The sequence below is a fragment of the Pseudoalteromonas sp. GW168-MNA-CIBAN-0100 genome (genome assembly GCF_040309225.1).
Taxonomy (GTDB): Bacteria; Pseudomonadota; Gammaproteobacteria; order Enterobacterales; family Alteromonadaceae; genus Pseudoalteromonas; species Pseudoalteromonas arctica.
On sequence record NZ_JBEOOL010000010.1, the window covers coordinates 1 to 13,976 of the forward strand.

The following is a 13,976-nucleotide window of genomic DNA, read 5'->3' on the forward strand; positions in this document are numbered from 1 at the left end:
ATTCGAACCCTCGATAGAGCTACAAACTCTATACTCCCTTAGCAGGGGAGCTCCTTCGGCCACTCGGACACCTCTCCGTCTTGTGGGGCGTATAATAAAGATTTCAGAAAATATGTCAAACACTTTTCTACCAAAAACGACTATATGGTTATAGATTGCACATATGCTTGGTTTAAAAGTGTAATTAGTTTGAAATTTAAGCGGGTTACGTATTTTTATTTGAAGGATTAACACCTAGCACAGGAACTAAGTCATCAGTTAACTGAGCCAAATACTGTTCTTGGTAACCTAATTGTTGGAATTCAGCAATACAAGCACGGTAGTAAGCATTTCTTTCTTGCTCTGATGTGCATTCTTCTGATAAATCATCTACTCGTTTGTCTTTCATACTATTATTCTAAGTCCTTTAAGAATCTATATTTAGCTGCTAAATACCAAGCAGTGTAAATTTCGTGCGTATTCTAGCTAAAACCTTTACATAAATACAACATATGTTTAAAAAACAATCATACTAAAAAGTTATAGCACTGTTAGTTTTAATATTAAAAACTGCCAATAACAATAAATTAGCGAAGCTGAATTGCACATTAACCAGCACTAATAACTACATTTAATTTTTAGTGTAGTACTTATTAATTAAAATACTAATGCAAAGCAAAAAAAACGCCGCTATTAAGCGGCGTTTATTAACTTACTTTGTTCCACCCAAAGCTTAGTCAGCTTGTGGACGCATATGCGGGAACAAAATAACGTCTTTAATTGTTGATGAGTCAGTAAACAACATTACTAAACGGTCAATACCAATACCTTCACCTGCAGTTGGCGGTAAGCCGTACTCAAGTGCGCGTATGTAGTCTTCATCGTAATGCATTGCTTCATCATCGCCTGCGTCTTTCTCTTCAACTTGGCGAGTAAAGCGCTCAGCTTGGTCTTGTGCATCGTTAAGCTCAGAGAAGCCATTTGCAAGTTCACGACCGCCAACAAAAAATTCAAAACGGTCTGTAACAAATGCATTTTCGTCGTTACGGCGCGCAAGTGGAGATACTTCCCACGGGTAGCCAGTAATAAACGTAGGTTGAATAAGCATGTGCTCTGCTGTTTCTTCAAATATTTCACACAAGAACTTACCTGGGCCCCAAACACAATTTTCAGGAATTTTAACGTGCACTTGTTTAGCGTACGCTTTTAATTCGTCAAAGTGGTTTTCTGGGTCGTTAAATACCGCAGCATCAAACTCAGGGTTATATTTTAATATTGCATCGCTCATGCTTAAACGTGTAAACGGTTGGCCAAAGTCGTATTCAACTGAGTCAATTACTTCGCCGTTTTCGTCTTTAGTTGTATTAACTACAACTGCACTACCTAGTACGTTTTCTGCAACCGTACGAAGCATGTCTTCGGTGATGTTCATCAGGTCGATGTAATCAGCGTATGCTTGGTAAAATTCAATCATTGTGAATTCTGGATTGTGACGCGTAGATAACCCTTCGTTACGGAAGTTACGGTTAATTTCGAATACACGGTCAAAACCACCTACCACTAAGCGCTTTAAGTAAAGCTCAGGCGCTATACGCAAGTACATATCGATATCAAGCGCGTTATGGTGAGTTACAAACGGACGCGCAGATGCACCGCCAGGTATAACCTGTAGCATTGGTGTTTCTACTTCCATAAAGTCACGGTCTGCTAAAAAGCGACGAATGCCTTCAACTACTTGTGAACGAATGCGGAATGTTTCGCGCGTTGCTTCGTTAGTAATTAAATCAACGTAACGTTGGCGGTACTTTGTTTCTTGATCTGATAAGCCATGGAATTTTTCTGGTAACGGACGAAGTGACTTAGTTAATAGTTGGTACTCAGTCATTTCTACGTATAAATCGCCTTTACCTGATTTATTTAATGCGCCTTTAACACCAATAATATCGCCAGTGTCTAGTTGACCATATTTTTCTTTAAGATCTTTTTGAACATCTTTAGATGCATACGCTTGTACGCGACCTTTCATGTCTTGAATTACAAAAAACGGTCCACGTTTTGCTAAAATACGGCCAGCGATAGACACAACTTCTTGCATCTCTACTAATTCTTCTTTGCTCTTATCACCAAACTGGGCTTGCAAATCAGCCGTGTAATGCTCACGACGGAATTGGTTTGGATGACCGTTGGCTGGGCAATTTTCGCGTATAGCGTCTAACTTGCCGCGACGCTCAGCGATTAACTTGTTTTCGTCTTGGATTTTATCAGTCATTTTTTAGCTCTTTATTAGCTTGGTGGTTATAGGCCAGATTTAAGGCTGGCTTCAATAAATTTATCTAAGTTACCGTCAAGTACCGATTGGGTATTGCGGTTTTCAACGCCTGTACGTAAATCTTTAATACGTGCGTCATCAAGTACGTATGAACGTATTTGGCTACCCCAACCTATATCAGATTTAGCGTCTTCTTGCGTTTGTTTTTCAGCATTTTGCTGCTGTAGCTCAAGCTCAAATAATTTAGCTTTTAATTGCTTCATCGCTTGGGCTTTATTTTTATGCTGTGAACGCTCGTTTTGACACTGCACTACGGTATTTGTTGGTACGTGAGTGATACGAACCGCCGATTCGGTGGTGTTAACGTGCTGACCACCCGCGCCCGATGCACGGTAAACGTCTATACGCAGGTCTGACGGATTCATATCAATTTCAATATTATCGTCAACTTCTGGGTATACAAACGCAGAAGCAAATGAAGTATGACGACGACCACTAGAGTCAAATGGGCTTTTACGTACTAAGCGATGTACGCCAGTTTCTGTGCGTAACCAACCGTAAGCGTATTCGCCAACAAAGCGGACAGTTGCGCCTTTAATACCAGCAACATCACCGTCGGTCGCTTCAACTAGCTCAACTTTAAAGCCTTTAGCCTCGCCCCAACGTAAATACATACGAAGTAGAATATTACACCAGTCTTGTGCTTCAGTACCGCCAGAACCTGATTGTAAATCAAGGTACGCATCGTTTGAGTCATGAGGACCTGAAAACATACGACGAAACTCTAAACCTTCTAACTGCTCGTTTAGATCAGTTAATTCGCTTTGCGCTTCGTCAAAGGTATCTTGATCTTCAGCTTCTACAGCAAGCTCAAGTAAGCCTTCAACATCATCAGTACCGGCTACAAGGTTGTCGATTGTTTCAACAACAGCTTCTAATGCTGACTTTTCACGGCCAAGCGCTTGTGCGCGTTCAGGCTCATTCCACACGGCTGAATCTTCAAGCTCGGCGTTAACTTCTTCTAAGCGTTCTTGTTTAAGAGCGTAGTCAAAGGTACCCCCGAAGCAATTCAGTACGTTCGCGAATTTCCTTGATTTGATTAATCACAGGATTCACTTCAAACATGTACATCACTCCAAAATGGCTAGGTAATTGCGCCCCTTTAAATGGGATTTTCGCAATAAATTATCGTCAAATGATAAAAACGCCCGATTTTAACAAAAAACCGCGCGCTTTATTAGCATTTTATGCATGATATTACATATTTTTTAGTGTACTTTTTCAAGCTCTCTAACTATTAATTGCAGCGTAAATTTACCTCTAAACTCATTTATATCGAGCTGGTACGCTACTTTTACAAACTTCGCCTCAGTATCTGGCCATTCTTTTACATCAATACCAAAAGCAATGGCATCAACTAAACGACCAGATTGGTGCTTTAACACGAGCTTTAAATGCTTTTCGCCTACTATGCGCTGCTGTATTACTTCAAAGGTATGCTCAAACACCGGCTCAGGAAATTGCTGACCCCACGGGCCCGATTGCTTTAATAGCTGGGCAAACTCCATTGTAAAGCAGTCGTTTGGCAGCTCGCCGTCAGTAAACACAATACAGCGTTTACTTTCTTCACTCAGTTGCGCGCTAACAGCGGCATCAAACGCTTTTTTAAAGTTGTTAAAGTGCTGCTCGTTAATACTTAAACCAGCAGCCATTGCGTGGCCACCAAATTTATTAATTAAGTGTGGGTCGGCTGTATTAAGCCCTTCGAGTAAATCGCGCATGTGCAGCCCTTCAATAGAGCGGCACGAGCCTTTAATCTCACCGTTTTCGCCACCAGCAAATATAACGGTTGGACGGTGGTATTTTTCTTTTAAGCGACCAGCCAAAATCCCAATAACACCTTGATGCCAATCGTCTTGAAACAAACAAATAGCATCAGGGATGTTATCGTCGCTAAATGCGAGTCTATCAAGCACGGCTTGCGCTTCGGCTTGCATGCCTTGTTCTATTTCGCGCCTTGCAAAGTTTAAGCTGTCGAGCTCGCCGGCTATACTACGCGCTTGGTTTATATCGGTGCTGAGCAAGCACGCTATACCCAAACTCATGTCGTCTAATCGCCCTGCTGCATTTAAACGCGGCGCAAGTGAAAAGCCAAAGTCGCTTGCGCTTAAGCGCGCAGCATTGCGGTTAGCCACTTCAATAAGCGCGGTAATGCCTGGGCGTGTTTTACCACTGCGAATACGTGCTAAACCTTGGTGTACTAAGGTACGGTTATTTGCATCAAGTGCCACTACATCGGCAACCGTGCCAAGCGCTACAATGTCGAGCAAGTTAGCTAAATTAGGCGGTGGTTGTTGCTCAAAATAACCCAAATCTCGCATTACGCTTCTCAGCGCTATTAATAAGTAAAAAGCAACGCCAACGCCTGCAATAGATTTAGACGGAAAATCACATTCGTGCCTATTTGGATTTACGATTGCATCTGCATTTGGCAGCTGCTCACCTTGTAAATGGTGATCTGTTACCAGCACTTTTATGCCAACCGCTTTTAAAATATCAATACCGGCAATACACGATATGCCGTTATCTACGGTGATCACTAAATCAGGTTTTATTTGTACTATTTGCTCAGCAAGCGCGGGGCTTAAGCCATATCCTAAGCTAAACCTGTCAGGAATTAAGTAATCTAAATGCTTAAAGCCAAACATCTCAAGGCCTTGCATTAATGTTGCAGTGCTTGTTGCGCCATCGGCATCAAAGTCGCCAACTATTAATATTTGGCTTTGCGCTTTTAATGCTTCAATTAATAAGTCGCTGGCTTTGTCGATGTCTTTAAACAATTTGAAGTCGTGAAGCGTAGCTACGCTGTTATTTAGCTCTTCGGCATTGAATACATTGCGGTTAGCATAAATTTGTTTAATTACAGGGTGTAAATTACTCGGCAGATGCGAGTCGTCAACGTTTTCACGCGCAATGATTAGTTTTTTCATGCAGGGTTTTAACTTATTGAGTCGTATTAAAAAGACAAAAAAAGGCCATTAAGGCCTTTTTAATAATAACTAAGCGTTTAATTACGACGCTTTGTTAGCTTCTAATGCTGCTTTTAGTGCTGCTGCTGGCTGGTAACCAGGGATCATTGTACCATCTTCTAAAATAATAGCGGGTGTGCCGCTAATACCAAAGCTTTGACCTAATTGGTAATGCTCTGCAACCGGTGCGCTACAGCCTGCAACTACTTTAGTGCTTGTGCCCGATTTAGCTTCTGTTAGTGCTTCTTGCTGATCGCGTGCACACCATACATTCATTAAATCTGCGTAACCTGAACCTTGTAAGCCACCACGTGGAAACGCTAAGTACTTAACGGTAATACCCGCATCAAGTAAATCGTCTAACTCGCGGTGTAATTTACGACAGTAACCACAGCTAATGTCGGTAAATACAGTAATGCTGTGTTTTTCGTTTGGCGCTTTGTACACAATCATCGATTCTTCGTATTCTTTAAGACCTTCAACACGCACGCCATTTAATGCTTGCTCTGTTAGGTTATTACGATTATTTAAATCAATTAACGTACCTTGCATTAAATATTGACCGTCTGGACTTGCGTAAAGCACGCCCTTATTAGTAATCAATTCTTTTAAACCCGTTACTGGACTTGGATTAATTTGCTTTACAGTTACACCAAGCTCGGCAAATTTAGTAATAATAGGATCATTAGCATCTGGTGTTACAGCAACGCCATTTGCAAATGCACTAATACTTGTGCACAACATGGCACCTGCTAACATTAATTTTTTCATAACTTCTCTCTATCCTAAAAATACTTAATATATTGACCGGCTTAATGATATTTACTTTCAAACTTACGCACGCGGGTGATGCTCTGCGTGTACCGACTTTAACCGTTCATTGGCAACATGGGTATAAATTTGCGTCGTTGATAAATCGCTATGGCCCAACATCATTTGTACCACACGTAAATCTGCCCCATGATTTAATAAGTGCGTAGCAAAAGCATGGCGCATAGTATGGGGCGATAATGGAGACTCAACGGCTGCCAAAATAGCATAGTGTTTAATTCTATGCCAAAAGGTTTGTCGCGTCATGCCTACTCCGCGTTTAGATGGGAACACAAAATCGGTGGCATGTTTTATCATTTGCGCACGCCCACCCTTTAAAAATTGCTCAAGCCAATACATGGCTTCTTCACCCAGTGGAACTAAGCGCTCTTTATTACCTTTACCTTTTACAAACACCACTGCTTGGCGCAAATTAATTTGCTCCATGCGCAGTCCAACAAGCTCACTTACACGCAAACCCGTTGCATAAAGTAGCTCTAGCATGGCTTTATCGCGCAGTCCCATCGCTTCTTCGGTATTAGGCGCATTTAATAATGCCTCAACTTCGGCCTCTGAGAGTGTTTTAGGTAACGACTGCCCTGCTTTTGGCTGAGAAATATTTAGCATGGGGGTGTCGCTAATTAGTTTTTCGCGCACAAAGTACTGATAAAAACGCTTTAACGCACTAATACTACGTGCAGTACTGCGTGGTTTTAAGCCTAAATCGACTCGGTGCGCTAAGTAACTCTCTACATCAAGCCCTGTTACCGTCATTAAATTTTCGCCCTTTAAAAATAGGCAAAACTTATCTAAATCACTGCGATAAGCACTTAATGTGTTTTCGCTTACGCCTTGTTCTAAGTACAGGCTATCTAAAAAGGTTTCTAGGTAGTCGCTATTACTGCTCATACTGCTGTTATTTTCAAAAGAATCGTCAGATAGCGTTGTCACATTATGCTCTCATGCTTTGCTAAGGTATCAATTAAAAATACCTTACGGTAAACTTGAGCCTATCATATCAGGCAATTACACAGTGATAAATACGATGCAAATTGGTTTATTTTTTGGTTCTACTACGTGCTACACCGAAATGGCAGCAGAAAAGATTCGCGACATTATTGGTGCCGATATAGTTACCCTGCACAATATTAAAGACGAGCCACTAAAAAATGCAGAGCAGTATGACTTTATCATCTTTGGTATTTCAACGTGGGATTTTGGTGAAATACAAGAAGACTGGGAGTCAAAGTGGGACGACATAGCCGACGTAAACCTAAATGGTAAAACCATTGCTTTATTTGGCATGGGCGATCAACAAGGTTACGGGCAGTGGTTTCAAGATGCGCTAGGCATGCTACACGACGAAATAAATACGCAAACATTTACTCAACTTGGTTTTTGGCCAAACGACAGTAGTTACGAGTTTGAAGCTTCAAAAGCATTAACACCTGATGGTAAACAGTTTGTAGGACTCGCGCTCGACGAAGACAGTCAATACGAGCTAAGCGACGACCGCATTGCAACATGGGTTGAACAGGTAATGACTGAATACGGCGAAACGCTTTAATAAATAAGCTAATAAATAAAAAGCAAAAAGCCCGCAACTAGTTTAGTTGCGGGCTTTTTAATTAGGGCGTGTTGATCTTTGGTGGGTGAATTTGCAGCAGTATGTTTGGTTTTTAGGCAAGGCAGAGCCTATGTAGTGTGGTTATTCCCCATAAATAGGCGATAACGCAGCATAAATGCCAAACATGCACTGCCCTCTGGGTTCTTTCTAGGGGCGATCAACTCTTTGTTGCTCGGTTTTTACTTAGCCCACTAGGTTACAAACCTCGCGCCGCGATTTAATCGCCCCTAGATTGAACAAATTTCAATCCACAAAGGTCAACACGCCCTAGCAATATGAGTAATTTATTGAAACGTCATCACATTGGTTGTTTGTGGGTAGTACCCATCTGCCATAACAATGTACGGTAATAAATTACTTAACCATTTTTGCTGCACGCTTTCGCTATAGTTTAAGTAAAGCTTACCTTCGTGAATATAAAATGCTTCTGGGTCTATACCTACAGCGTTACCTTCATCAGCCATTGCATAAGCACACCAACCACCGTATTGCGGTGCATAACGTTTTGGGTTTTCTGCAAATGTCGTTTTGTTTTCTTCACTCGAAAAGTGCCAGTTGGCACCTAAATAACTAAACGTGTATTTGTCGCTGCCTTTAACGGCTTTATTTTGCGTAAAATAAGCAACGCTGTCGTACCCTTTAATAGCCGTGTTATTAAACCAACCCGTATTTACAGCATCATCCTTTGCATTTGCCCCACCGCTTATTAACAGTGCGCTAAGCATTATTAAAGCAACTATGTACTTAATCATCTTTTTTCCTTTATTATTTACTCAAAATTGAATGCCAATTAAATATAGCTGGCTTAGTGAGTAAGAAAGGCAAAGCGCAAAAATGATTTCAGTTAATACTTAATTATTTAACGCCCAGTGATTAAATAAGTAGTAAAACTTACTCTACTTTTAGCCAATATTGGTTTCGGTAAAAAAAGCCAATGTAGCCGCGTACTTCGAGCTTTTTACCTTCATCTTGCGGAGTTAGTTGTAAAGTGTAGGTTTTACCATTTGTTGGATCGAGTATTTCACCGTCTCCCCAAACACCATCATCTTGTGCTTTTACACCCGTGATTATAGTCATTCCTAAAATAGGCTGATCTTTTAACTCATCATCGCATTTACTACATATATCATTTTGTTTTGCCGGGTTAAGAATGGTTTCAACTTTGCCGCTCAATACACCGCTGGTTTGGGTAATACGTACATACGACTTAGCTTGGTTTGTATCCTCATCAATTGTTTTCCAAAGCCCTACAGGCGTAATAGCAGCAAACACACCTTGGCTTGCAAAAATGGTGGCTGCTAACGTGCTAAGTAATGCTAATTTATTTAACTTTTTCATTGTGTTGCCTTTTAAATTAAGTGGCCAATGGCTAAATCATATCAGGTGATTTATAAACACACACTATTAAAGCGCTGTACATAAAGCAAAAAACCTAAACTAATAATCATTAGTTTAGGTTTTCATATGAGCTTTTTTGCTTACTTTTAAAAACTACGAATTACTACACCTGAATTATTAAACTCAAATTTATTAATTTTTCCGCATTGCGCCATATGATTAGTACTTGTATAAGGTGCATTGTCTTGTGCAATGGCAGTCTCCCATCCTTGGCCATTTTTAATGAATGCTTTTAGTTCAAACCATCCATTAACCGCTTTACTGCAATCCATATCTACATCAAGCATCCAATAGTGTTCGCCCCATATATTTAAAGGTGTCACACCAAAACCATCTGTGTTTACCGTTTTTTCAGCGCCCCAACCTGCTGGCCAAACGTTCGTTGTCCAGTCGGTAGCAGAACCTTCTGCTTCGCTACTTTGCCCATTTTCTATACCATACCAATCAAGGTAGTTATCATTTGCTTTCCAAGGGCTTGTTGTGACATTTTTTAAATTGTTATGACGAATAGGCATTGCACACTCAAAATTACTTGTTTGGCAATTTCGACCAAGGTTTGCGTTTGCATAAGCGTGGTCAATTCCACCACGGATAAACATATCTTGTCCGCTTTGTGTTTGTGCATTAATAAAAATAACCGTTCGCTGCCAGTCACTTTCAGTGCTTGAGGCAGAACTGGTATTTAACTTGGCATTTTTATGAATTGCCATCGCATCCCAAGCGCCAATATTAAGATTAATAGTACCGTCGGAATTAACCGTTATAACCTCACCACTACAACTTTTAGCATCAGCTGACAGTTCGCCTTTTAGCACATTACAGTATTGCCCTGACGCCATATCGGTTTGCACAGTTGCAGTAAGTGTTGAGTCTTCTTTGTTAATAGCCATATGACCCGAGCTACCTCGGCCAAATGAAATTTGATTATTTGTGTTATCCCACCAATTTGTTACTGCCCAGTTGTCGGCGGTGTTATTTCTAAAATCGACCCCGCCTGCAATATATGACCAGCGATGCTCACACTTCCAATTACTCGCAAAACACTCTAAGTTACCATTATTATGTACCGGTACATTTGGCCCACCAGCATCTGTATCACCATGAAAATCATAACTCGACATTACTTTTGGATAACCGTACGGATAAGCCAACATAAATACATTGGCTAAGTCATATAAGCGGCCATCTTCAAAGGTAATAACATTGCCAGCGCCGCCGTGCCCGCGCTGATTGTCGTGATTGTCTACAAAAACCACCGCAGAAGAGCTTGGCATAAAGCCCCACCCTTCGCCAAAATTACTCAGCCATGCAAGCGAGCCGTTTCTAAAAGTGTTACCAAGCTCAGTGCTATATTTAAATTCAGTTACTAAACCTGTGCTTAAATATTCAGAGGCACCAACAGCCTCCCCACCTTGATCGATCACTTCTTGAAAAACCACTGGCGAGCCATTTACTTTGGCCATTAAACTTTGGATATCGCTTGCTGCAACATGTTTAGAAGCATCAAACCGAAAGCCTTTTACGCCAATAGCTTGTAAGTCGTTAATATATGCTGCAATGGTATTTTGCACATAGTTTGAAGCGGTATCTAAATCGGCAAGTCCAACGAGTTCACAGTTTTGTACTCGGTAGCGATCGTTGCCATAATCAGAGTTATTAATGGTACAACTTTCATGAAAATCTTGTGGGCTATAAATAGGAAAGCTTTTATTACCAAAGCTATTTCCCGCCGTGCCTGTGCCACTTCCTGCTGCCATATGGTTAATAAGCGTATCAACGTAAATATCAACCCCAGCTGCACTACAGCGATTTACCATATCGATAAACTGTGCACGGTTTCCGCCACGACTTTGCAGTTCATAACTTACTGGCTGATAACGTGCCCACCATTGGCTTCCTGTAATGTGCTCATTAGGTGGCGAGACCTGTACTGCAGCGTAGCCTTTTGGTCCTAGGTATTGCTCACATTCTTGCGCTACATCTTGCCAATTCCATTCAAACAAATGTACAAATGTGGTGGGCGTAGCAGTCGCAATGCCAGGTAAGAGCAACCCTAGGCTTAAACCTGCGGTGGTGATTATTTTATTGAGTTTCATAGTGTGTGATCCAATTGTTGAGCGAGCAAAACAACTACTCGATGTTATTTACAAGTGGTTAACACTAGATTGGTAATTGATTAAATAAAAACTGAATACGTATGCATAATAGGTAAATTATCCTTTATTACTAGATAACCTACATAACTAGGCAATTTACATTTTCAAATAAAATGCTTTGCACAGGGCTATATAATCAGCAGTGTAGGTATTATCTAAGTTTCTAATACACAGAATTGATGTTTCTATATCGCTTTTTACGTAGCTAAATGTCATTAAACTGCGGCTAATATCTTTATTGGGCGTGGCTTTTACTTGGCAGTGAGTATTTAAATAAAGCCCATTTTGAGTAGCAAGCTCAATAAATAATGCGCCTTCAATGCTTGGGAGTATTAAGCTAAAGCGAGAACCTCTATGGCTTAAATGTTTAAACGCATTAATTAACTCTTCAAAACTTAGGCCGTCGGTATGGCGTGCGGTATTACGCGCAGCATTATCGCCTTTTAAACTGTGATTAAAATACGGTGGATTAGAGATAACCACGTCAAATTTAACTTCACTACTAAAGCTTTGAATAGTTTGATGCGTAATACTTATTGTTGGCCACGGGCTATTAGCTACATTTTGTAATGCTTGGGTATAGGCGCTTTCGTCAATTTCTACCGCAGTTATATCAAGCTCACTACTGCGCTGCTTACACATTAGTGCTAGTAAGCCGGTGCCGGTGCCTATATCAAGTAATGACTTTGCACCGCTTAAATTAGCCCATGCGCCAAGCAAAATGCCATCGGTAGAAACTTTCATTGCACAGTGGTCGTGTTCAACTTTAAATTGTTTAAATACAAAACCAGACATTTTTTCACCTTTTCATTCACCAAGCGCAGCATAGCGCGTATAATCAGGGTAATTGTCCCTTATTTTAGACACTCTATGCAATTTTCTGAATTTGATCTTGATAACAAGCTACTCGATGCCATTAATAAAATGGGCTACGAGACGCCAACCAGCATTCAACAACAAGCTATTCCTGAAGCACTACAGGGGCGCGATATTTTAGCATCTGCGCCTACTGGTACAGGTAAAACAGCGGCATTTTTAATTCCGGCTATTCAGTACTTACTGGATTTCCCACGTCGTGACCCTGGTTTTGCGCGCGTACTCGTTATGACCCCGACTCGTGAGCTGGCTTATCAAATTCATGAACAATGTGAACTGCTAGCTAAACGCACACACCTAAAAATTGGTGTAGTAACAGGCGGAATTAACTACGGCACGCATAAAGAAATTTTTGAAAAAAATAACGATATTTTAATCGCCACACCAGGTCGATTAATGGAATACCTTGAAACCGAAAACTTTCATGCTGAACACGTAGAAATGCTTATTATTGATGAAGCAGATCGCATGTTAGATATGGGTTTCAAAAAAGAAATGAGCCGTATTTGTGACGAAGCTAAAAATCGTCGCCAATGTTTTTTATTCTCAGCAACACTTGAAGGTGACAGCGTAGAAAGGTTTGCTGAAAAAACATTAAACGACCCTGCTCTATTAGAAGCCGAATCGTCACGTAAAGAAAAAGCTAAAATTCACCAATGGGTACATTTAGCCGACGATTATCATCACAAACTTGAGTTATTAGTTAATACGCTAAAAAACCCTGACGTGACTAAAGCAATTGTGTTTGTTAAAACTCGCGAACGCTTAGAAACATTGATTGGTGAACTTACAACTAATGATGTAAAAGCAGCGTGGTTACGCGGCGAAATGCCACAAGACAAACGTATGAAAGCCATGGAAAACTTCCATAGTGGCAAAACAAGCATATTAGTTGCTACCGACGTAGCTGCACGTGGTATTGACGTGTCTGACATCAGCCACGTTATTAACTTTGATATGCCGCGTACTGCCGACGTATATGTACACCGTATTGGTCGTACTGGCCGTGCTGGTAAAAAAGGGATAGCAATATCGCTAGTTGAAGCACACGATATTGGTATTTTATATAAAGTAGAGCGCTACGTTGAACAAAAATTAAAACGCCGTGTAATTAGAGGTGTTGAGCCACAGCATAAAGAAGCTAAGCCACCAGCTAAAAAGCGTAAAGATCCAGTGAAAATGAAAGCCAAGAAAAAGGCTAAGGTTAAAAAGAAAAAGTAACCTAAAACATTTTTTATACTAAGCCGACTTTTGTCGGCTTTTTAATGCAAGCCTTGCAGGCTCTGCTGTTTGTACCTGTTACATATGTAACCCAAGCATGTAACTCATACTCATTTAAATGTAATTTTTGCCCACCTGAATTCCCACTTAATAAAATTCCCTTATATTTCATAGCGTTAATATTGGCACCGAAATTGTAACTACAAAGATAACCTAGCCGATGGAATTTCCATATTGTGGCTGCACTATTCACCGTAATGTAAGGATTAAGTTATGAACCGCTTCAAGTTAACTATCGCTTTAGTATCATTTTGTTGTTTATTTTTATTAGCTTGCGCTACAAAGGTAAGTGCAGCAACCAACATGGCCGTAGTAAGCAGTGTAGCCACTCAACCTAACTTACAACAAGCTATCACCAACACCCTACGAACTAATCCTAACCTAGCGTTAAGTGATATTCGTGTGCAGGTAAAAAATGGTGAAGTAGATTTATACGGTGAAGCACAAACTGGTTTTCAGCGCGCACTAGCTCAAAAGTTTTTAGAAAATATGGATGGGGTTAAAATCATTCGTAATAAAATTAGTGTTATTTAATACGCACCACATAAACT

Annotated in this window: 13 protein-coding genes; 3 read left to right on the plus strand and 10 right to left on the minus strand. The window is 40.6% G+C overall.

Going from position 1 to position 13,976, the window contains the following annotated elements:
- Window positions 1-205: 205 nt before the first annotated feature.
- The 6 genes from AAEY62_RS07855 to xerD all read right to left on the minus strand — a co-directional run bounded on the left by AAEY62_RS07855 (window position 206) and on the right by xerD (window position 7,038).
- Window positions 206-388 (minus strand): hypothetical protein, encoded by a 183-nt coding sequence (locus AAEY62_RS07855; protein WP_010553261.1) that lies wholly within the window; start codon window positions 386-388, stop codon window positions 206-208.
- A gap of 324 nt (window positions 389-712) precedes the next feature.
- The gene (gene lysS, locus AAEY62_RS07860) at window positions 713-2,248 is read right to left on the minus strand and encodes a lysine--tRNA ligase (protein ID WP_007583775.1); all 1,536 of its coding nucleotides are present in this window, start codon (window positions 2,246-2,248) and stop codon (window positions 713-715) included.
- Between the two features lie 26 nt (window positions 2,249-2,274).
- A protein-coding gene (gene prfB, locus AAEY62_RS07865; RefSeq protein ID WP_096058065.1) for a peptide chain release factor 2 occupies window positions 2,275-3,373 on the minus strand; the annotation gives its coding sequence in 2 pieces (ribosomal slippage) (window positions 2,275-3,297 and window positions 3,299-3,373; 1,098 coding nt in all).
- A gap of 143 nt (window positions 3,374-3,516) precedes the next feature.
- Complete coding sequence (gene recJ, locus AAEY62_RS07870) at window positions 3,517-5,238, minus strand: single-stranded-DNA-specific exonuclease RecJ (RefSeq protein ID WP_350634772.1); 1,722 nt, start codon at window positions 5,236-5,238, stop codon at window positions 3,517-3,519.
- Window positions 5,239-5,319: 81 nt separating this feature from the next.
- Window positions 5,320-6,048 carry a bifunctional protein-disulfide isomerase/oxidoreductase DsbC gene (dsbC, locus tag AAEY62_RS07875; protein ID WP_007583768.1) on the minus strand — a complete coding sequence of 243 codons (729 nt, stop codon included), beginning with the start codon at window positions 6,046-6,048 and terminating at the stop codon, window positions 5,320-5,322.
- 63 nt (window positions 6,049-6,111) lie between these two features.
- Window positions 6,112-7,038: a site-specific tyrosine recombinase XerD gene (gene xerD / locus AAEY62_RS07880; RefSeq protein WP_024590718.1), complete on the minus strand. Its 927-nt coding sequence runs from the start codon at window positions 7,036-7,038 to the stop codon at window positions 6,112-6,114.
- Window positions 7,039-7,132: 94 nt separating this feature from the next.
- On the opposite strand from xerD, the gene fldB reads away from it, so the two are divergent.
- The gene (gene fldB, locus AAEY62_RS07885; protein WP_007583764.1) at window positions 7,133-7,654 is read left to right on the plus strand and encodes a flavodoxin FldB; all 522 of its coding nucleotides are present in this window, start codon (window positions 7,133-7,135) and stop codon (window positions 7,652-7,654) included.
- 344 nt (window positions 7,655-7,998) lie between these two features.
- Here fldB and AAEY62_RS07890 read toward each other — a convergent pair whose 3' ends face one another.
- The 4 genes from AAEY62_RS07890 to AAEY62_RS07905 all read right to left on the minus strand — a co-directional run bounded on the left by AAEY62_RS07890 (window position 7,999) and on the right by AAEY62_RS07905 (window position 12,063).
- Window positions 7,999-8,466 carry a YHS domain-containing (seleno)protein gene (locus AAEY62_RS07890; protein ID WP_007583762.1) on the minus strand — a complete coding sequence of 156 codons (468 nt, stop codon included), beginning with the start codon at window positions 8,464-8,466 and terminating at the stop codon, window positions 7,999-8,001.
- 139 nt (window positions 8,467-8,605) lie between these two features.
- A complete protein-coding gene (locus tag AAEY62_RS07895) occupies window positions 8,606-9,052 on the minus strand; it encodes a DUF2147 domain-containing protein (protein WP_024607541.1) in 447 nt (148 codons plus the stop codon).
- Window positions 9,053-9,198: 146 nt separating this feature from the next.
- Complete coding sequence (locus AAEY62_RS07900; RefSeq protein ID WP_350634773.1) at window positions 9,199-11,208, minus strand: alpha-amylase; 2,010 nt, start codon at window positions 11,206-11,208, stop codon at window positions 9,199-9,201.
- Window positions 11,209-11,364: 156 nt separating this feature from the next.
- Window positions 11,365-12,063, minus strand: a complete 699-nt coding sequence (locus tag AAEY62_RS07905) for a tRNA1(Val) (adenine(37)-N6)-methyltransferase (protein ID WP_350634774.1) — start codon at window positions 12,061-12,063, stop codon at window positions 11,365-11,367.
- A 75-nt stretch (window positions 12,064-12,138) separates the two neighbouring features.
- Between AAEY62_RS07905 and srmB the strand changes: the two genes are divergently transcribed.
- Together srmB and AAEY62_RS07915 are read left to right on the plus strand one after the other, a co-directional pair.
- A complete protein-coding gene (gene srmB, locus AAEY62_RS07910) occupies window positions 12,139-13,365 on the plus strand; it encodes an ATP-dependent RNA helicase SrmB (protein ID WP_007376476.1) in 1,227 nt (408 codons plus the stop codon).
- 273 nt (window positions 13,366-13,638) lie between these two features.
- Window positions 13,639-13,959 carry a BON domain-containing protein gene (locus AAEY62_RS07915; protein WP_010553266.1) on the plus strand — a complete coding sequence of 107 codons (321 nt, stop codon included), beginning with the start codon at window positions 13,639-13,641 and terminating at the stop codon, window positions 13,957-13,959.
- The last annotated feature ends 17 nt before the right edge of the window (window positions 13,960-13,976 follow it).

What these genes read in the sequence shown, in the direction of transcription:
- recJ (WP_350634772.1), bottom strand. Translation starts at nt 5,238, where the DNA reads ATGAAAAAACTAATCATTGCGCGTGAAAACGTTGACGACTCGCATCTG.
- AAEY62_RS07905 (WP_350634774.1), bottom strand. Translation starts at nt 12,063, where the DNA reads ATGTCTGGTTTTGTATTTAAACAATTTAAAGTTGAACACGACCACTGT.
- AAEY62_RS07915 (WP_010553266.1), top strand. Translation starts at nt 13,639, where the DNA reads ATGAACCGCTTCAAGTTAACTATCGCTTTAGTATCATTTTGTTGTTTA.
- AAEY62_RS07890 (WP_007583762.1), bottom strand. Translation starts at nt 8,466, where the DNA reads ATGATTAAGTACATAGTTGCTTTAATAATGCTTAGCGCACTGTTAATA.
- dsbC (WP_007583768.1), bottom strand. Translation starts at nt 6,048, where the DNA reads ATGAAAAAATTAATGTTAGCAGGTGCCATGTTGTGCACAAGTATTAGT.
- srmB (WP_007376476.1), top strand. Translation starts at nt 12,139, where the DNA reads ATGCAATTTTCTGAATTTGATCTTGATAACAAGCTACTCGATGCCATT.
- fldB (WP_007583764.1), top strand. Translation starts at nt 7,133, where the DNA reads ATGCAAATTGGTTTATTTTTTGGTTCTACTACGTGCTACACCGAAATG.
- AAEY62_RS07900 (WP_350634773.1), bottom strand. Translation starts at nt 11,208, where the DNA reads ATGAAACTCAATAAAATAATCACCACCGCAGGTTTAAGCCTAGGGTTG.
- AAEY62_RS07895 (WP_024607541.1), bottom strand. Translation starts at nt 9,052, where the DNA reads ATGAAAAAGTTAAATAAATTAGCATTACTTAGCACGTTAGCAGCCACC.
- lysS (WP_007583775.1), bottom strand. Translation starts at nt 2,248, where the DNA reads ATGACTGATAAAATCCAAGACGAAAACAAGTTAATCGCTGAGCGTCGC.
- AAEY62_RS07855 (WP_010553261.1), bottom strand. Translation starts at nt 388, where the DNA reads ATGAAAGACAAACGAGTAGATGATTTATCAGAAGAATGCACATCAGAG.